The organism is Sorangium sp. So ce1335 (assembly GCF_051521615.1).
In the GTDB taxonomy this organism is placed as follows: domain Bacteria; phylum Myxococcota_A; class Polyangia; order Polyangiales; family Polyangiaceae; genus Sorangium.
Window position 1 is genome coordinate 1,983,740 of record NZ_CP150363.1, and the last position, 18,220, is coordinate 2,001,959.

General features: G+C 71.6%; 15 protein-coding genes. 9 read left to right on the plus strand and 6 right to left on the minus strand.

The features are described 5' to 3' along the window. The first annotated feature begins 168 nt into the window (after positions 1-168). Both WMF24_RS07310 and WMF24_RS07315 read left to right on the plus strand, forming a co-directional pair. Positions 169-1,371, plus strand: coding sequence for a hypothetical protein (locus tag WMF24_RS07310; RefSeq protein WP_437735640.1), 1,203 nt, complete (start codon positions 169-171; stop codon positions 1,369-1,371). A gap of 831 nt (positions 1,372-2,202) precedes the next feature. Next, complete coding sequence (locus tag WMF24_RS07315) at positions 2,203-3,891, plus strand: hypothetical protein (RefSeq protein WP_437735641.1); 1,689 nt, start codon at positions 2,203-2,205, stop codon at positions 3,889-3,891. Between the two features lie 48 nt (positions 3,892-3,939). Here WMF24_RS07315 and WMF24_RS07320 read toward each other — a convergent pair whose 3' ends face one another. Next, positions 3,940-4,770 carry a GNAT family N-acetyltransferase gene (locus tag WMF24_RS07320; RefSeq protein ID WP_437735642.1) on the minus strand — a complete coding sequence of 277 codons (831 nt, stop codon included), beginning with the start codon at positions 4,768-4,770 and terminating at the stop codon, positions 3,940-3,942. A gap of 251 nt (positions 4,771-5,021) precedes the next feature. On the opposite strand from WMF24_RS07320, the gene WMF24_RS07325 reads away from it, so the two are divergent. Further along, positions 5,022-5,648, plus strand: a complete 627-nt coding sequence (locus WMF24_RS07325) for a hypothetical protein (protein WP_437735643.1) — start codon at positions 5,022-5,024, stop codon at positions 5,646-5,648. A gap of 75 nt (positions 5,649-5,723) precedes the next feature. On the opposite strand, the gene WMF24_RS07330 is transcribed toward WMF24_RS07325, so the two are convergent. Beyond that, positions 5,724-6,944 carry a hypothetical protein gene (locus tag WMF24_RS07330; protein WP_437735644.1) on the minus strand — a complete coding sequence of 407 codons (1,221 nt, stop codon included), beginning with the start codon at positions 6,942-6,944 and terminating at the stop codon, positions 5,724-5,726. Between the two features lie 456 nt (positions 6,945-7,400). Between WMF24_RS07330 and WMF24_RS07335 the strand changes: the two genes are divergently transcribed. From WMF24_RS07335 to WMF24_RS07345, 3 genes are all read left to right on the plus strand, one after another. Then, a complete protein-coding gene (locus WMF24_RS07335; protein ID WP_437735645.1) occupies positions 7,401-8,477 on the plus strand; it encodes an FG-GAP repeat domain-containing protein in 1,077 nt (358 codons plus the stop codon). A gap of 169 nt (positions 8,478-8,646) precedes the next feature. Then, positions 8,647-9,627, plus strand: coding sequence for an FG-GAP repeat domain-containing protein (locus tag WMF24_RS07340; protein ID WP_437735646.1), 981 nt, complete (start codon positions 8,647-8,649; stop codon positions 9,625-9,627). A 100-nt stretch (positions 9,628-9,727) separates the two neighbouring features. Beyond that, the gene (locus WMF24_RS07345) at positions 9,728-10,804 is read left to right on the plus strand and encodes an FG-GAP repeat domain-containing protein (protein WP_437735647.1); all 1,077 of its coding nucleotides are present in this window, start codon (positions 9,728-9,730) and stop codon (positions 10,802-10,804) included. Positions 10,805-10,909: 105 nt separating this feature from the next. On the opposite strand, the gene WMF24_RS07350 is transcribed toward WMF24_RS07345, so the two are convergent. Continuing rightward, entirely contained in the window at positions 10,910-12,010 is a 1,101-nt protein-coding gene (locus WMF24_RS07350) for a sulfite oxidase (protein ID WP_437735648.1), read from the minus strand. A gap of 194 nt (positions 12,011-12,204) precedes the next feature. Here WMF24_RS07350 and WMF24_RS07355 point away from each other — a divergent pair, with 194 nt between their 5' ends. After that, on the plus strand, positions 12,205-12,918 hold the full coding sequence (locus WMF24_RS07355) for a YcnI family copper-binding membrane protein (RefSeq protein ID WP_437735649.1): 714 nt from the start codon (positions 12,205-12,207) through the stop codon (positions 12,916-12,918). 16 nt (positions 12,919-12,934) lie between these two features. Then, entirely contained in the window at positions 12,935-13,204 is a 270-nt protein-coding gene (locus WMF24_RS07360; protein WP_437735650.1) for a hypothetical protein, read from the plus strand. A 28-nt stretch (positions 13,205-13,232) separates the two neighbouring features. Here the strand turns inward: WMF24_RS07360 and WMF24_RS07365 are convergent, their stop codons facing one another. Both WMF24_RS07365 and WMF24_RS07370 read right to left on the minus strand, forming a co-directional pair. Further along, a complete protein-coding gene (locus WMF24_RS07365; RefSeq protein ID WP_437735651.1) occupies positions 13,233-13,850 on the minus strand; it encodes a hypothetical protein in 618 nt (205 codons plus the stop codon). A gap of 167 nt (positions 13,851-14,017) precedes the next feature. After that, entirely contained in the window at positions 14,018-15,346 is a 1,329-nt protein-coding gene (locus WMF24_RS07370) for an AAA family ATPase (RefSeq protein WP_437735652.1), read from the minus strand. Positions 15,347-15,533: 187 nt separating this feature from the next. Here WMF24_RS07370 and WMF24_RS07375 point away from each other — a divergent pair, with 187 nt between their 5' ends. Beyond that, a complete protein-coding gene (locus WMF24_RS07375; protein ID WP_437735653.1) occupies positions 15,534-15,869 on the plus strand; it encodes a hypothetical protein in 336 nt (111 codons plus the stop codon). Here the strand turns inward: WMF24_RS07375 and WMF24_RS07380 are convergent. Further along, complete coding sequence (locus tag WMF24_RS07380; protein ID WP_437735654.1) at positions 15,797-18,043, minus strand: family 43 glycosylhydrolase; 2,247 nt, start codon at positions 18,041-18,043, stop codon at positions 15,797-15,799. The two genes, WMF24_RS07375 and WMF24_RS07380, sit on opposite strands and share 73 nt — an antisense overlap. Positions 18,044-18,220 lie beyond the last annotated feature (177 nt).

Consider the following 18,220-nt stretch of genomic DNA (forward strand, 5'->3'; position numbering starts at 1 on the left):
TCCGTGACGGAAAGTGAGGGAGGGGGATGCGTGGCGCATCGTGTGGTTGCCGGTGGGCTGGCGTTCCGCGGCTCGCGGCAGCGGATCATCTGCTAGGGTCGCACCGTGGCCGACAGCTCGCACCGCCGCGCGCTTGACGGCCGCGACGAGCGCGCCGAGGAAAACCCGATGACGACACTTCGTTGGCTTGCCGCGCTGGCAGCGATCACGGTTCCCCTTGCTGTCCCGGCGACGGGCCTGGCGCAGGACGGCGCGCCGCTCCCGCCGCCGTCCCCCGAGCCGTTTCCGTCGGCCTCGGCGCAGCCCCCGCCGCCGCCTGCGCCTGCGCCCACGCCGGCGCCTGCCCCGCCGCCGGTGCCGCCCGCGCCCGCGCCCACGCCTGCCCCGACGCCTGTGCCTCCCGCGCCGGCACCGGCGCCCACGCCTGTGCCTCCCGCGCCGGCGCCGGCGCCCACGCCCGTGCCGCCCGCGCCCGCGCCGCCCCCGCTGCCGCCCGCGGCGCCTGTGGCGCCTGCGCAGCCGTACCCGCCTGCGCCGCCGTATGCGCCTGCGCAGCCGTACCCGCCCGCGCCGCCGTACGCGCCCGCGCCGCCGGTCTCGCCCGCGCCGCCGTACGCGCCCGCGCCGCCGGCATCACCCGCGCCGCCGTACGCGCCTGCGCCGCCGGCATCGCCCGCGCGGCCTTCGCCGGGCGCGCCGTCCTCGGCGCCTCCGTCGCGCAGCCAGCCTGCGCCGCGGAGCGCTGCGCCGCCGCCGCCGATCGGGGGCCCGCTGGACACGACGGTCGAGCCGGAGCCGTCGTCCGAGCCGGCCGAGCCCGCGAAGGAGCCGGAGGAGCCCGAGGACGAGGACAACGACGGCGTCCGGCTCCGGTACGGCAGCACGCTGGGCGGCGGGGTCATCAAGTCGCCGACGGGCACCGGCGGTGTCTTCGCGTGGACGGGCCGGGTCGGCCTCCAGATCAACCACACGTTCGGGCTCTACTACCAGAACACCCCGATGCTGACGCTCACGCCCGAGAGCACGGCCAACAGCGCCGGGTTCGACGCGGGGTTCATCGATTACAACTCGCTGCTCGCGAGCCTCACCCTGTTCCACGTCCTCGATTTCGCGGCAGGGCCGTCGATGGACTACGTGGCGGTCGCGAGCTGCTCCGCGGAGTACGCGGGCATCGAGTCGGACGCCGGCTGCGCCAGCACCTCGGCCTGGTATTTCGGCGCGCACGCGCGCGGCGCGCTCATCCTGGGCGGCGTGTCCGGCGACGGCCCGCGGCGCAGCGGGTTTGCGCTCGCCGCGGAGCTCCACCCGGTGTTCATGCCGGAGGCCACGACGTTCACGTTCACGATAGGGCTCGGCGGAGAGTGGTATTGACGAGCGCGAGCCGCGTGCGTCAGGCGCTGGTGGTGCGGTACTTACTGTAGACAGCGCCGCAGAGGATCGAACCGCCAAGAACGCCAAGTTATTGAGATTTCTTGGCGTCCCTGGCGCCTTGGCGGTTCCCCAGACACCGCACTTCTCATCACGAAGACCATCGCGGCGCAGCAGCGCCGAGGGACGTGAAGACACGAGCACGCCGGACGCGCGGCAATCCGGGATGTCGGAGGGGGGCGGTGCACAGCGCGTCATGCCCCCGCGTAGGTCGCGATGAACCCGAGCGGTCGATTTCGTGCGCGCGCGTAGGTCGCGATGAACCCGAGCGGTCGATTTCGTGCGCGCGCGTAGGTCGCGACCAATCCGGGGGGGCGATTCATGCCCCCGCGTTGATCGCGACCAACCCGGGCGGTCGATTGATGCCCCCGCGCAGGTCGCAATCAACCGGAGCGGTCGATTTCGTGCGCGCGCGCAGGTCTCGACCAATCCGGGGGGTCGATTCATGCCCCCGCTTTGGTCTCGACCAACCCGGGCGGTCGATCCAGGCCCCCGCTTTGGTCGAGACCTCTCCAGCCGCCCGCTCGGTACAGCGCGCCCAGGTCGCGACCTCTCCAGCCGCCCGCTCGGTACGGGACGTCGAGGTCGCGACCTCGACATCGCTGTAAAATTGCACCGATTCCCGGTTCGCGACCTCCGCCTCGGCCCCTCGCGAGCGCCGTCCCCCCGCGCCCGCCCCTCCGGTGGTATCCACGACGGCCCCGCTCGCGTCCTGACGGCGCTCACCGCCGGCCCGCGAAACCTTCGCGGGCCGCCCGTGTCCAAGGAACCCTGATGCGCTCGATCCCCCGCTCCGTCTTCTCCGCCCTCCTCGCCGCCATGGGCCTCTCCCTCATGGCCTGCGCCGCGGCGCCTCCGCCCGCGGCGCAAGCGCCGGCCCCGCCGGGCGACGGCCGCGCGGCGACCCCGCCGCCGCCGCTCCCCGAGAGCGAGGCGTTCGCCGTCCACGGCACGCTCAAGGACGAGTTCCTGCCGCTCCTCAAGCAGACGCCGTTCGATCCGAAGTCCGCGCTGGTCCCCCCGACCCCGGCCGGCGTGCCCGCCCCGCCGGCCGCCTGCGAGGCGTTCGCCCGGCGCGCCCCCGTCGCGCCCGCGAAGGCCTGCGGCGACGCGCAGGGCGCCCTCGATGCGCTCGACGCCGCGCTCGCCGAGGACGACCCCGCCAGGCGCGACGCGCGGCTCGCGGGGGTCGAGACGTGCGCTGGCCTCGACGCGGGCCTCGCGCGCGCGCTCCGGGCCGAGCTCGCGCCCGTCGCGTGCGGCGACGCGATCGCCGCGCCGTTCCTCGAGGCGCCGCCGGCGACCCTCAAGGGCGACCTCTACCAGGTGCTGCTCGGCCTCACGCTCTCCGCGCGGCTCGCGCGCACGGCGACAGAGCCGCCCACGCTCCGGCCGCCGTACGACGTCCAGCGCGTCGTCGCGTTCACGAAGGGGCCGCTGCTCACGTGGGTGACGGACCAGGCCCGCGCGATCGAGGACCTCGGGCGGCTCGGGATCGCGCTGCCGTTCTACGCGAAGGGCATCGTCGCCGTGGAGGCCGGGCGCGCCGACATGCGGCTCGTCGAGGCGGTCCGGTCGGCGCCGCTCCCCGACGCCATGCGGAAGGACGCGGAGCTCAGCAACGTCTACTACGGCGAGCTCGACCAGCTCCTGGAGCCCTGGAAGGCCCGCGGCCGCGACGCCGCGCTCGTCGGCCTTCGCGAGCTCTCGTCGGTCGGCGTGCTCCGCGACGCCCGCGTCGACGGCGCGCGCGCGATGCTCTCCCGCCTCTACGGCGGCCGGCGCGTCGACGCGCTGGACGCGCTGGAGCTGCCGCCCCTGCCGGCGGCGACGCCGTCGACCGCCGCCGAGCGGCTCGCGGCGAGGCTGCCGACGTACTACGCGGGCCGCCTGCTCCCGGCCGACGCGGCGGCGCGGCCGGAGCTCCTGCGCGCGCTGCTCGATCGGGGCGTCCCGCTGCAGCACCGCGCGGCGCTGCGCACCGCCCAGCTCTCGCCCGAGGCGCGGCTCCTCTACGCGCGGGCGCGCATCGAGCTCGGCCGGCTGTACTGGCGGGCCGTGGACTTCGATCAGGCGGCGGCGCTGCTCACGGCGTGGCCCGAGGGCACGCCGCGCCCGCCCGAGGCGACGATGCTGCTCGCGCTGGCGCTCGGCCTGCGCAACGGCCCCGAGGACGCGGCGCTCATGATGCGGCGCGCGCCGCTCGCGGGGCTCGGCCTCGGCGACCTCGCGGCGCTCGACTGGGTGGCCCGCGCGAAGCCGGCGTCGCCCCACGCGGGCATCGCGGCCTACGACGCGGCGCTGATCAAGCAGATCGCGGCCCCGCAGGGCGCGGACGCGAGCTACTGGGCCGACGTGGCGGCGCGGTTCCGCGAGGCGCAGGCGCTCCTGACGGGGCCGCTGGCGCAGGCCGCGGAGGAGCGGGCGCGCGCGGCGGACGAGGTCGCGCGGGCGGCGCGCTGAGCCGCAAGCGGCTGAGCCGCAGCAGGCGGAGCACCCGGCGAGCCGCGCTCAGCGAGCGCCCTCGCCGGCCGGCTTGTACTCCGTGATCCGCCCGGTCGCGACGAAGCCCATCTGCTCATAGAGCCTCAGCCCGTCCGCCGACGCCTGGAGAATGGCCACCCGGAGCCCCGCCGCGCGCGCGTCCAGCAAGGGCCGCAGCGTCAGCGCGCGGCCGATCCCCCGTCGCCGGTACGACGGGATCGTCGAGATGTTGTACAGCCCGGCGACGCCGCCCCCCACGGCGAGCTCCGAGGTCGCGACGGGCGTCCCCTCGAGGTAGCCGACGTAGAGCCACAGCGGCGCGTCGCCCGACAGGAGCGCCGGGGTCGCCCTCTCGTAGAACCGCACCACGTCGGGATCGGGCGGCGTCCAGTTGCCCGCGAGCAGGCGCGCGAAGTCCCGCACCTGCGCGGCGGTCGTGACGCGCGCGATCTCGAGGCCGCGCGGCGGCTCGCCGTCGGCGCGGATGGCGTGGAGATCCGCGGCCATGGCCACCTCGGACTCCGCGGCCTCGAGCCCCGCGGCGCGGAGGAGATCGCCGAGGTTCTCCGGCTCGTCCGCGGGGCCGACCCACCACGAGAAGGGGCGGCCGGCGCGGCGGAAGCTGTCGATGGCCTCCTGCACGCGGGCCGGCGCCGCGGCAGCGTCGAGGCGGGACCGGAGGACAAAGTTGAAGGTGTCGCAGGGGAGCCCGGAGTCGACGAGGACGAGGCCGGCGTCGCGCACGACGCGGGCGCCGGGGAGCCGCTCCTGCGCCCAGCTCGCGTGGACAGCCAGGTTGTCGTCCGCGGCGGTCGCGAGCTGGCGCGCCGGGATGCCCGCGATGGAGGTCGTGCTCATGAGGCCGCTTTCTGCCACGGATCGATGCGTCCGCGCCATCGCCACGCCAGCTGCCACGCCAGCTCCCCGCGCGGCCATGACGCGGCGCCTGGTTCCGAGCTGACAGCACGCCGAGCATGGCGGCTCCTGGTGAAGCGCTCATGACGGCGCCGCGCGTGTCGCCCTCGGGATCGTGCAGCGCGGACGGGCCGGTCCTTGTGCCAGCGGTGCCCACCTCCCGGCCGGCCCGGCGGGTGCTGCGCGGAGGTGTCATGACACGTACGGATCACGTCGTGCGCCTCGACCATGCGACGCGCAAGCATGTCGGCGATCCCGCGGTGTCCGAGGTCTCCGGCGTTGTGCTTGTCGACAACATCGCCCATGAAAAGCAGGTGCTCATCCATTATCGGGACGCCGAGGGCACGTGGCGCGTCGCCCCGGCGCGGTACGACTCCGCGCCGCCGTGGGGCTCCCCCGAGCGGTGGGTGTTCTCCGGGATCATCTATCCTGCCGACTACCCGGAGCCGGCGCGGTTCGCGATCCAGGTGCTCGCCGCGGGGCGCGAATACTGGGACAACAACGATCGGCACGACTACTTTCTGGACCCCGAGGGGATCGTGTTCGGAGATGCGCCGCGCTTCGGCTTGGATCGCTTCCGGCGCATCGTGGAGTTCGTGGGCTGGCGATACCGAATGGATGTGATGGCGATCGAGGAAGCGATGCCGCTCCCCGGGCGCGGCTACACCGCGCGCTACAAGGTCACGATCGGGCGAAGCCTGGGTTCAGGCCGTTACGCCCACGTGCGCTGCGTGGCCCTCGCCGTGCGCGGCGCCGACGTCAGCGTCCTCGGCCAGACGGCGTGCGAGTCCCTGCCTCCGCTCGATCCGGTCACCCCTTGATCGGGGCGCCCGAGCGGCGGCGCCGCCGCGACGCTGGCCGGCCGTCGAGGCGCGCCGCGCTGCGGAGGGCGCGCCTCACGGGCCTGCGCCGCCCGTTCCGCCGCTGATCCACCAGCCTCCGCCGCTGGTTCCCGCGCTGCCGTTGCCCTGGTTGCTGATGCCCGAGTTGCCGCCCACGCCAGGGCCGCCGCCCGCGCCGCCCGCGCCAGGGTCGCCGCCCGCGCCAGGGTCGCCGCCCGCGCCAGGGTCGCCGCCCGCGCCAGAGCCGCCGGCGCCCGGGGGGTCCAGGATGGGGCCTGGGCTGACGACTCCCCCTCCCATCAAGGCATAGTCATAGGCGCGGTATGTCGCAAAATAGACGCCGATCGGCTTCTGTACGACGCCGGAGCCCACGACGACGCCCGCCGGGCCGGCTCCCCAGCTCAAGCCGCCGAGGCTGACGATGTCCCAGGTGATCGTCTGGAAGACGGGATAGGCCGAGATCCGGGCATAGGCCGCCGTGGGGACGAAGTAGGTCGAGCTGGCCTGAAGCGTGATGGTCTCGCTCACGCTGAACCCGAGCGCCGCGGAGACATCCGAGAGAGTCAGCCCGCAGTTGCCCGCCCCGAAGAGCGCGGAGCTCCCCGGCACCGCGCCGTTCGACGGCTGGCCGTTCGATGGCTGGCCGTTCGACGGCTGGCCGTTCGATGGCTGGCCGTTCGATGGCTGGCCGTTCCAGGGCGCGCTCCACCAGGGCTGGCCGCTCGCGGGCATGCAGTCCTCGGACATGGTCCACGGGGGCTGGCAGTCCGTCGGCGCGCGGCTGCCCGGCGCGCCCGGCGTGCTGGGAAAGGGCGACACGCCAGGCGTCCCCAGGATCCCCATGCCAGGGCCCGCACCCGGCGCCCCGAAGAACGGGGGGATGCCCGGTATCCCGAAGAGAGGCGGTAGGCCAGGGATGCCCGTCGCGCCTACCGCTGGCTGCGCGCCCGCGGGCGGGACGGTGCCCGTGGCCGTCCCCGTGAAGCTCACGGTGGGCTGGACGCTCGCCGACACGGCGATGTCCAGCGTCCGCGGGCCGAACCCCTCCGCCACGCTGAGCACGTGGGCGGGATCCTCCCAGTGGAACGTCTCCGGGGAGACGACGACGTTCGTGATCATCTGACCGTGACACAGGGCTCCGCGCGCCTCGCCGGTCCCGGCGTGCACACCGCCGCTGTCCGCGAGCTCCGGCGCCTCGCGCGGGCCCACGCAGGTGAGCGATGAAACGAGCACCATCGCCATGCCAGGCGCGATCTTTATGTCGGGTGCAAACATCGATGAACCTCGGGTTACGGTCAGAGCCGCCATGAGCTGAGCTGCCAGGCGTCGAGCGCTCCGGGGGAAGGATCGTCTCCCGCGATGTTCGGGGTTCCTGGGATGCCTCCCTCCCGGGAAACCGGCGATCGGGGGCCAGATGCCAGCCCCTGCAACGCGGCGTGCGTCCGGATCTCTGGAGAGCGATCCGCTCGGTGAGCACAGGAGGCCTGTTCGATGATCCTGCATGCAAGAAGCGGGGAATGACCGGCTTAGCGCGCATGTGGGCGCCGCGCCGAGATCCGGCGCAAAGGATGAAGTCGATGGACTGGCGCTTGCCAATCCCCCCGCGCGCGTGACCGGCGCGCTCACGCCGAGCGCGTGACCGGCGCGCTTCACGGGCGCGGATCGGCGCGCTCACGGGCGCGGATCCGCGCCGCGGGAGCGGCCGTTCATGAACGCGCGAGCGAGGCGAAGATGAGAAAGCCTGCCACCGTCGTGAGGGACGCGAGCGCCACGTGTGCGATGCTCGCCGTCGCCGCCTGCGCCCAGGGCGTCGACCCGCAGCGCGAGGCGTGGTCCATGGAGCCTCCGGGCCCCACGTTCGGCGCCGCGGGACAGCGATTGGGCGAGCAACGATGGTTGATCACCCAGGCGCTCGACTTCAACGCCGACGGCATGGCGGATGTGCTCTGGAACGACCCCGAGCAAGGCCTCGTCGCCGTGTGGCTGATGGAGGGAACTCGCCTCCTCGCGCCCGGACCGTTCGTCCCGGGGCCGCCCGGCGGTCGCTGGTTCGCCAAGACGAGCGATTTCAACTTCGACGGCATGGCGGATGTGCTCTGGCGTCACGAGGAGCAGGGCACGATGGCCGTGTGGTTGATGGAGGGAACCCACCTGCTCGCGCCGGGGCCCATCCTCCCCGGACCGGGCGGCGGCGGCTGGTTCACGAGGGCGATCGACTTCAACGCCGACAACATGGCCGACGTGCTCTGGAGCCACGGTGAGCAGGGGGTGATGACGGTGTGGCTGATGGAGGGGACCCGCCTGCTCGCGCCCGGGCCGTTCATCCCGGGGCCGCTCGGCGACGGCTGGGACGTCGCCGCCGTGGGGGACTTCAACGCCGACGGCATGTCCGACGCGGTCTGGCGCCATGCCGAGCAGAACCTGATGGCGGTGTGGCTGATGGAGGGAAGCCAGCTCCTCGCGCCGGGGCCGCTCATCCCGGGGCCGCTCGGCGACGGCTGGGTGATCGCCTGGGGCGCCGACTTCAACGGCGATGGCATGGCCGACGTGCTCTGGAACAACCCCGAGCAGAACCTGATGGCGGTGTGGCTGATGGAGGGAAGCCAGCTCCTCGCGCCGGGGCCGTTCATCCCGGGGCCCCTCGGCGACGGCTGGGTGGCGCGCACCGCCGGCGATCTGAACTTCGACGGCATGGCGGATGTGGTCTGGCAACAAGGCGAGACGAGCCTGATGGCGGTGTGGCTGATGGAGGGGAGCGCGCTGCTCGCACCCGGGCCGGTGATCCCGGGGCCCCTCGACGGCGGATGACGACGGCGGGGGACCGCGGCGCCTGCGCCGGGGGGCAGGAGACGTGTCGACGACGTGCAGAAGAGGGGGCGTGGAGCTGTTGAAGGGCCTGTGTGCCGTCGCCGTGGGGTGCGTCGCGCCGTCGAGCTGCGCGGCGGATGCCGAGCTGCGAGGGCGAGGAGGGCCCGCGATGGAGCTCCCGGAGGCGTCCCTCGGGGCCGTGGTCCCGCGCGCGAACGGGGCCGCGTGGAAGGTCATGCAGGGGGCCGACTTCAACCTCGACGGCATGGCGGATGTGCTCTGGAACGATGCGGAGCACAACCTGGCGGCGGTGTGGCTGATGGACGGCAGCCGGCTGCTCGCGCCGGGCCCGCTCATCCCGGGGCCGATCGGCGAGGGCTGGGTGGCCGCCTCTGCGGCCGACTTCAACCATGACGGCATGGCGGATGTGCTCTGGAACAGCCCCGAGCTGAACCGGATGGCGATCTGGCTGATGGACGGCAGCCGGCTGCTCTCGCCGGGGCCGCTGATCCCCGGGCCGATCGGCGAGGGCTGGGTCGCCGTCCAGAACCTGTTCGACCTCAATCGCGACAACATGGCCGATGTGGTCTGGAACAACCCGGAGCAGAACCTGATGGCCGTCTGGCTGATGGAGGGGAGCCAGCTCCTCGCGCCGGGGCCGCTCATCCCGGGGCCGCCCGGAGAGGGCTGGAAGGCGGTCGCGGTGGGGGACACCAACTTCGACGGGATGGGGGATGTGGTCTGGAACAACCCGGAGCAGAACCTGATGGCCGTCTGGCTGATGGAGGGAAGCCAGCTGCTCGCGCCGGGCCCGCTCATCCCGGGGCCGATCGGCGACGGCTGGATCGTCGTCACGGCGAACGACTTCAGCGGCGATGGCGAGGCGGACGTGCTCTGGACGAATGCCGAGCGGGGGCTCACGGCCATCTGGCTGATGGAGGGCAGCCGGCTGCTCGCGTCAGGGCCTGTGATCCCGGGGCCGCCCGGCGACGGCTGGGCCGTGCGCACCGCCGGCGACGCCAACTTCGACGGCATGGCGGACGCGATGTGGCAGGCCGACGGAACGAACCTGATGGCCATCTGGCTGATGGAGGGCAGCCGGCTGCTCGCGCCAGGGCCGGTGATCCCGGGGCCCCATGACGGTGGGTGAACGGAGCACCGCCGCGGCCGGCGCGCCGTGCAGGGGCGCGGCCAGGTCGGCCGCGCGGGGCGCAGGGGCGCGGCGCGACGCGCGAGGAGCAAGGGAGGCGATGGTGAGGAGGTCTGCGGCGACAGCGGTGAAGGCCCGGCGCGCCGTCGCCGCGGTCCTCGCGGTCCTGGCCAGCGCGTGCGGCGCCGATCCTCTCGACGAGGCGCGGTTCCTCGCGCCTCCACCGTCCTTCGAGGGCGCGGCGCAGCGATCCGACAGCGATGGGTGGGAGGTCGTCCAGGCGTTCGACTTCAACCTCGACGGCATGGCGGATGTGCTGTGGAACGACAGCGCGCGGAGCCGGATGGCGGTCTGGTTCATGGACGGGACCCGGCTGCTCGCGCCGGGACCGGCCATCGCTGGGCCGAGGGGCGGAGCGTGGATCGCCAGGGCGAACGACTTCAACTTCGATGGCATGGGCGACGTGCTCTGGCGCCACGCCGGACGGCCGCTGATCTCGGTGTGGCTGATGCACGGAGGCCAGCCGCTCGCGCCGGGCCCGATCCTCCCGGGACCGCCCGGCGAAGGCTGGACGGCGAGAGCCTTCGATTTCAACGGAGATGGCATGTCGGACGTGCTGTGGAATCAACCGGAGCAGCATCTGATCACGGTATGGCTGATGAACGGCAGCGAGCTGCTCGCGCCGGGGCCGATCCTCCCGGGGCCGACCGGCGGCCGATGGAAAGTCGGCGGCGGGGCCGACGTCGACGGTGACGGCATGGCGGATGTGGTCTGGAACGACGCCGAGCGGAACCTGATGTCGGTGTGGCTGATGAACGGCACCCGGCCGATCGCGCAGGGGCCGGTGATCCCAGGGCCGGCCGGCGAGGGGTGGATCACCATCAGGGCGAATGATTTCAATCTGGATGGAAACGCGGATGTGCTCTGGACCAACGAGGAAAAGGGCCTGGCGGCCGTGTGGCTGATGAACGGCGCCGAGCTGCTCGCGCCTGGGCCGATCTTCCAGGGGCCGGCCGAAGGCTGGTCAGCGCACGCAGCGGGCGACGCCAACCGCGACGGCATGGCGGACATCGTCTGGCAGCGCGACGGGGCGAGCGAGATGGCCGTGTGGTTGATGGACGGAAGCCGGCTGCTCGCGCCCGGGCCGGTGATCGCGGGGCCTCACGACGGCGACTGACCGCGATCCTGCCCCTGCACAGGACAGGTGTGCGGGAGCGGGCCCGCGCGGCGCTGAGGGACGGTTTGCGGTCCGGGCGCTTCACGCGCCGGACAAGGCGTCGATTCAGCCGACCTCGACCTCGACCGGCAGCACATGGCTGATCATCCCGTCCCGCCGATCCCGGTCGCGCTGCATCGGCTGTGTGCGACCGCGCGCGTCGGTCGCCCTCGCCATGAGCGTGCGCTGGCCGGGCTGCGAGGGCGCCTGCCATGTGATCTCCCACCTTCGCCAGGTGTACGGCGCCGGCTCGTCGAGCAGCCGCGCCTCGAGCCAGCTCGCGCCCCCATTCGTGCTGAGCTCCACCCGCGTGACCGCCGCGTCGCCCGACCAGGCCGTGCCGTGCACGCGCACCGGCGATCCCGCGCGCACGCGCTCGTGCGGCGCGGGCCGCGCGATCTGCGCCTTCACCTGGAGCTCGCCCACGGCGGCCAGGCTGGGGAGCCCGTGCCGGCGCTCCCAGCGCGAGTAGGTGAGCGTCTGGAAATAGCCCTGGAACGGGCGATCCACGACCACGATGCGCCGCAGCCATTTCACCGAGGCCATCGCGTACCAGCCGGCCACCACCGCGCGCACCGGGAATCCGTGCCTGGGCGTCAGGGGCTGCCCGTTCATGCGATGAGCGAGCAGCACCTCGGGGCGCGAGGCCTTCTCCAGAGGCAGGCTGCGCGCGAAGGCGATCGGCCCCGGCGTGCTCGGCTCCGGATCGCGCGGCTCGCCCTGATCCGCGCCCACGAGCACCACCTCGCGCGCGGAGGCCTCGACGCCGGCGCGCTCCAGGAGAGGCCAGAGCGGCGTGCCCGTCCATTCGATGTTGCCCACGGCGCCCAGCTCCCACTGGAGGCCGGCCTCGGGCGGCGAGAGGAAGAGGCGTCCGTTCCCCGAGCACTCGAGGAGCGCGACGAGCGTCCGCGAGGGGAGCCCGCAGAGCTCGTCGTGCGCGATCTCGAAGGGACGCTGCACCGCTCCCTCGATCGAGATACGCCATGTCGCCGCGTCGGTGTGCGGCACGTCGAAATGGCTGCGGACATAGAGTTGCTCGACCGGCGTGAGGAAGTCGCGCACGTCCGAGAAGGGCATCTCCAGGTTCTCCGGGGCCCTCTGCCGGGTGATGAGCCCCGGCACGGCCGTCGCCGCCGCTCCGCGCTCGCGCTCCTCGTCCGTCATGAGCATGTCCTTCCGTGCAGATCGTGCCCGGTGATCGAGCGAGCGGGGATGGTTCAACGGGCGTGCCGAGGGCGCCCGGCCTCGTCGGCCGCCATCGCGCGCGGCGCTGTCGGGGGGCGCTGCGACAACAGGTCGCATTTCCAGGGGATGGAGACCTCACTAGACTGCTCGAACTTTCTCGACGGAGGTCTTGGATGAAGAGGGCGTTACAAGGCTGCCTGATCGTTGCAGGCTCGCTGTTCGCGGCGACGGTCGCACAGGCGCACATCTCGGTGTCGGGTCCCGCGTTCGCCGGCGCCACCCATGAGGCCAGCTTCGGCGTGGGCCACGGCTGCGACGGCGCGGACACCTACCGGGTGAAGGTCCAGATCCCGGCCGGGGTGACGTCGGTGCGGCCGATGGACAGCACGTTCGGCAAGGCGGTCCTGGAGAAGGACGCGGAGGGCAACGTCACGGCGGTCGTCTGGACGAAGCCGATCGCGGACGTGCTCCCGGAGGACACCAGCTACTACAAGCTGAGCTTGCGGTTCAAGGTCCCGGAGACGCCGTTCAAGACGCTGTACTTCCCCACCGTCCAGACCTGTCGCACCGCCGACGGCACGGAGACGATCGCGGAGTGGGTGGACACCTCCGGCGATCACGGCAGCCACGGCGAGGACCCGGGCGGCGCGGAGTCGCTCCCGGCGCCGGCGCTGACGGTCCTGCCGCCGCGCGCGCCCGGGTGGAACAAGTACACGGTGAACGAGCACGTCCACGACCTCTCGGTCTTCAAGGACGCGCTCATCGTCTGGGCGGGGAAGGCGGCGTACAGCCCCAACCCGAGCACCCAGAGCCTGATCGAGACGGAGCCGGATACCGAGGTGCTGACGATGATCCATCCCGGCACCGAGATCTGGGTCAAGTACTGAGCCGAGGAGTCCGACCATGCGAGCGTGGCTCCTCCTGATCGCCGCCTGCGCGCTCTGCGCATGCACCGACGACACACGCAGCCCCGGCAACGGCGCGAGCGGCAGCGGCACGTCCGGGACCGGCGGCCCACCCGACACGAGCGGGCCGCCCGACACGAGCGGCCCGCTCGACGCGGGCATCGGGCCCGACGCAGCGGCGCCGCCGTCGCTGCTCGACCGCCCCGGCGAGCTGCCGCGGCCGCCGGGCAGCCGGCTGCCGGATGACCTGAAGCCGCCGGTCCGCTAGCCCAGCCCTGGCCCTCCCTTGCGCTGCTTCAGACGTGCGTGCGCGCCAGCGCTGCGCACAGGTCCGAGCAGTCCAGAAGGCCGATCACCGCGGCAGCATAGGATTTGTTGGCTCGGAAGACCTCATCCGCAGGAAATGCTCGCTGTGCCAGGTCCAGGTGATGCTCGGAACCGAGGCAGAGCTCGGCCTTCGGGTCGTCCAGCTCGTCGAGCGCGCCGCGGTCAGATGCCCACCGGTCGATCTTCTCGACGTGTCGCCCGCACGTGGCCTGGCAAAGCCTGCGTGCCTCGGCGGTGTTCTGGTAGAGCCAGGCCTCGATGCTGCGGAAGGGCGTGAGGCGCAGCAGACGCGTGAGCGCCGCGGCTCCGGCCTGGGCGATGTCCTCGTCCGTTGCCGGCAGCGCATGCCGGGCGCGCTGTCGGCGCAGCGCGTTGTGGACGCCGGGCTGCACGTAGGTGCTCACGAACTCGGCGAACTTGACGACGTTCTCGCTCGATGCCCGATCGGCCCACCGGCGGTCGCCGTCCACATGGAACGCGACAAAACCGATCGGGTCCTCGATCAGCTTCGCGGCGATGGCCCTCCCGAGGAGGACGATCTTCTGCCGGTCGAACGGGTTCCTGCTCTTCCACAGGTTGCCGCGCATCGCGCGCTGCTCGTGCTCGCCCTGGGGCTCGAACGCGATGAGGTGGGTCCGGCACGCCGGATCCACGAGGAGCACCATCTTCTTCACGAGCGCTGCGATGGCCTCGCTGCTGTTTTCGGCGCTGTCCTCCGTGAGGACCAAGATGGAGAGGCAGGCCTGCTCCCGGGTCACCACAGGCCCTTCGTCCTCAGGATCTCGCTCACCTGGAGCGCCTCGGTCCGGTATGCACGGAAGAACCCGCTCGCGCTCTCCTCATCCATGTTGGCCCAGACCGTCCGAGGGCGCCCTTCGTGGCGCTCGCGGCGGCACAGGATGAAGCACCGCCTTACATCCTCGGCCGACGAGAAGGGGAGGAAGTCGAGCAGGAGCGGGTTCTGGCTCGTCAGGAAGGACTGCCGATCGACGAGCCGCTTGAGGCAGGCCTCGATCCAGTCATAGTGGAGGCCGTTCACCAGCTCGTCGGCGATGACGATGTCCTCGCTCACCGCGAGGTAGTGGAAGAACGAGAGCAGCCGCTTCTGCCCGTAGCTGAGCGCGTCATGGGTGATGACAGAGCCGTCCTCCAGAGTGAATGTGAAGGCGAGGCCTGTATAAAACAGCTCCTCGCCAGCAGGTGTGACCTTCTTCGAATGAAGGCGCAAGATCAGGTCGGAGCCGGCGTAGTGGAACAGCGAGACCGCGTCACGTAGAAAGGGTAACTCGGTGTGTGGGAGGCTGGGGCTCTTGGCCTCGAGCGACGTGGGGTTGCTCTCGATGAGGCGAACGACCTCAGGGGGGACACGCGTCGACTGCGTGGCGCTGACATTCCCGTCGCTTGTTCTAAGGGCAATGAGCATGGGGGACTCGATGCAGTCACCCTGATGTTCTGATAAGGACTCCCCCGTCATTTCCTCGAAGGCGTGTGACGCCTCGTCGAACCTTCCTCTGCCGCGGGGGACAAGGACGTCGTCAACAGCGGCGTCGTACCACTCAGGGCCGAGCTCCGTGGCTGCTTCGCGGAATATGTCATTGAGGACCCATAGCAAGAAGTCTTGTTCGAAGGGGTCGGATACCGGAATCTCCATGTCAGTATCGGGAACGTCGTTGATGAAGTGTTCGGCTCCCACAGGAGTCACTGAGACCCGCTGCTCTGGCATGTGATGATGGAATCGAATGCGCGCTTCGTATGACCAGGCCGGGGTTGCGCTCTCCGGAGAGCGTTTCGAGGGCCGGCCTCGTGTGATGCGCGCATCCGCCATGGATTCGTCCGAAAGGTCGTTTCGAACGGAGACGATAAGGCTCATCCCCACGGATTCAATTTCGTACTCCAGCGCGAAGTCCTCTCGCTCGAGCGCTCCGAAGTTCGACGCCAGCGCCATCGCGATGAGCCTCAGCAGCGTCGTTTTACCGGTCCCATTCTGGCCGAGGAGCACGTTGAACGTGTCGTTGAAGACGAGCTCCGTCCCCGGCGTTACGCCCCGGAACCGCTCGATCCGCAGCCGCTTCAGCTTTGCCATGCGTCCCGTCATCTACCGCGCGCCCGCGCGCCCGGGCAAGCTCGGCCTGACGCGCGCCCCTCGACGAGGGCGCGCGGCCGCGGACGAGAGCGCTCGGGCGGCGCGCCGATGCCTCTGTCTCGGTGGAGTCCGGCGCGCATCTCGAGCGCGATCGCTCGGCCGCGATGCGCGAGATCCTCCCATCGACATGGACGCGTTCCTCGCGCCGGTCGAGCAACTCGACGACGCCGCGCCGCGAGGCCCCGCCGACCAGGACGGGGCCTCGCGGCGCCGCGTCGTAGCGGCCGCCTCGTACGAGGCGCGCCGCTACGACGCCCGCTCGGCGATGCCGATGCTAGCGCCGCGCCGACCGAGCCTGTCCCTGGTTTCGGAAGGGCGCTGGCCCGGGCAGCGCCCGCTCGTCGCGCGGCGCGCGGGGCGCGCGCCGCCTTGCCACCCGTGGCCGACAGGTCACTTCGAGGGCACGAATCGCAGGGACGCGAGGCGCACCAGCTCGCCCGCGCCGCCGGTCGCCCTCAGATAGACCTCGTGGGTGCCCGCGGTGGGCTCCACGTCGCACGTGATCGTCTCCCACGCCTCCCAGCCGCCCGTGCCGGGGATGGCGCAGGTGCCGATGGCCGAGCCGCCGGCCAGCGGATCGATCCAGACCTCCACGGCGCCGCCCTGGCCGGCGCTCGAGGCCTTCACCTCGATCGCCTTCGCCTGGAGGCCGCCGCTGCCCAGGTCGACGCTGCCGTATGCGGCCCAGTCGCCGTCCTCCAGCCCGGCCAGCACCGGACCCGCCGACTCGCTCGACGCGACGTCGGCGCCCGACTGCTGGTTCGCCTCAGCCGCCGGGATCGCGGTGAACCCGTCGCGGTACGCGAACAGATCGAAATCAGCGCTCTTGTTCGTCGCGAACATGCCAGCCTGGTTGCCGATCCAGGTGTGGGCCATGGCGTAGAAGTGGTCGAGCGTGGAGACGTCGATCTCGGGGCCCACCTGCGTCCACTCGAGCCCATCGGCGCTGAACCAGCCCGTTGCCTTGTGGCCGGTGCGGACGAGCTTCAGCCAGATCGTATCGCCCTCGGGGGCCGGGACCGATTCGCCCACCACGACGGGCTCGGCGAGCTCGGTGTACGCGCCCCCCTCCTCGGTCGGAGGCATCACCGAGCGCGTGCGGAAGGAGAACCGGATCTTGTCCGCCTCGTCCTCCATGACCCGCGCCACGGAGACGTCCATGATGGCCGGGAGCATGAAGCCCTCGTCGCTCGCCATCCACGTCGGCGCCCCGAGCACCTGCTCGTCCTGCCAGTAGCCGTTGCCCACGCGGACGCCGGCCGCGTCGCCCTCCGCTTCGGGCTTGAACTCCAGCTTCACCGTCATGCTGCTGGAGTGCAGCGCGTCCTTCTGCACGACATACGTCGTCTCGCCGGCTTCCGGCTTGATCCGCAGCCAGCCGGCGCGGTCGGCCACAGAGTACTTGTCCTCCGACCGGCCGAAGGTGGTCCAGGCCGGGTTGAGCGCCTCCGACGAGAACTCGTCGTTCACGGGCAGCAGGAGGGGCACGTCGCTCGGCGGCAGCTTGGGCGCCGGCAGAGCGCGCCCCTCGAGCGCGTATCTCGGGACCGGGATGGTCTCCCCATCCACCTCCTGATCCTCCCAGGTCACCTGCAGGAGCAGCCCTTCGCGGCCGAGCCCCATCCACTCGCCGTTCTTCCAGTCCTGGGTGTCCACGCCGGTGCAGTCGTACGAGTGGGCGAACGCCCACCAGGTGCCGTCATCGAGCTCGACCGGAGCGGTCGTGTGCTGCACGCCGGCGTACGGCTCCTCGCCTGTCAGGACATAGCCGAGCCAGTGCCAGTCCTCGGAGGTGCTGCCGACGAGCTTCTTCGACGCCCAGGCGTGGAGCTGGCCGCCGCAGGCCGTGTGGGTCGATATGAAGTAGTAGTACCAGTCGCCGCGCTTGGCCATCGTCGGCCCCTCGCCCCACTTGCTCCAGTCAGGATCGCTGAAGTCGCCGCAGCCTCCGGTCTCCTGGTCCCAGTTGACGAAGCTCATGTCGATGCTCGTCTCCGGCAGCAGCATGCCGGTCTCGGGATTGATCTCCGTGATGAGGTTGATGCCGAAGTCGTTCGGGTGATCGGCGTCCCACTTGCACAGGCCGTTCTTGACGATCATGAACGTCTTGCCGCTCTCGGGATCGACGAACACCGAGTTGTCGGAGCCGGTGTTCCGCTCGTACGCCATGTCGCTCCCCGGCGGCGTGTAGGGGAAGATATCGACCTTCGTGGGCTCCGACCAGGGGCCCTCGAGGCTCGGCGCCGAGGAGAAATACTGCGTGGCGTCGATCGCGTAGTAGACCCGGTACGTATCGCCGGCCTTGACGATGAAGCCGCCCCACGTGCCCTGGCCAGGCCCGGTCTGCTCGTCCAGCGCGGCCGCGGTCGAGTCGACCACCCGGGTCACGCGCTCCCAGTGCAGGAGATCCGTCGAGCGCAGGATCTCGAACGCGGGCATCATGTGGAAGTTCGACCCGACCAGGTAGAAGGCGTCGCCTTCCCGGTAGAGGTTCATGTCCGGGTGATCGCCGGCCAGCACCGGGTTCTGGTACGTCGTCGGGCTGAACGCAGCGTCGGACGCATCGGGGGGCGTGGCCGGCTGCTCGTCGACTCCGCAGGAGACGGGCAGGGCGCCTGTGAGGAACACAGCTGTCATGGAAAGGAGATGTCTCTTCATTGTCACGTCCTAATCGGCGCTGAGCCGGTTCGTGCTCGGGAGCGTCTTGCGTCGCCCCGGCCTCACCCCGGTCGATGCGCTTCAGGTACGCCATGGTGCAGGCTCTGGCCTCGTGCGCGCCGCTTGCCGTCATGGGTGTACACGATGAAGCGTTGA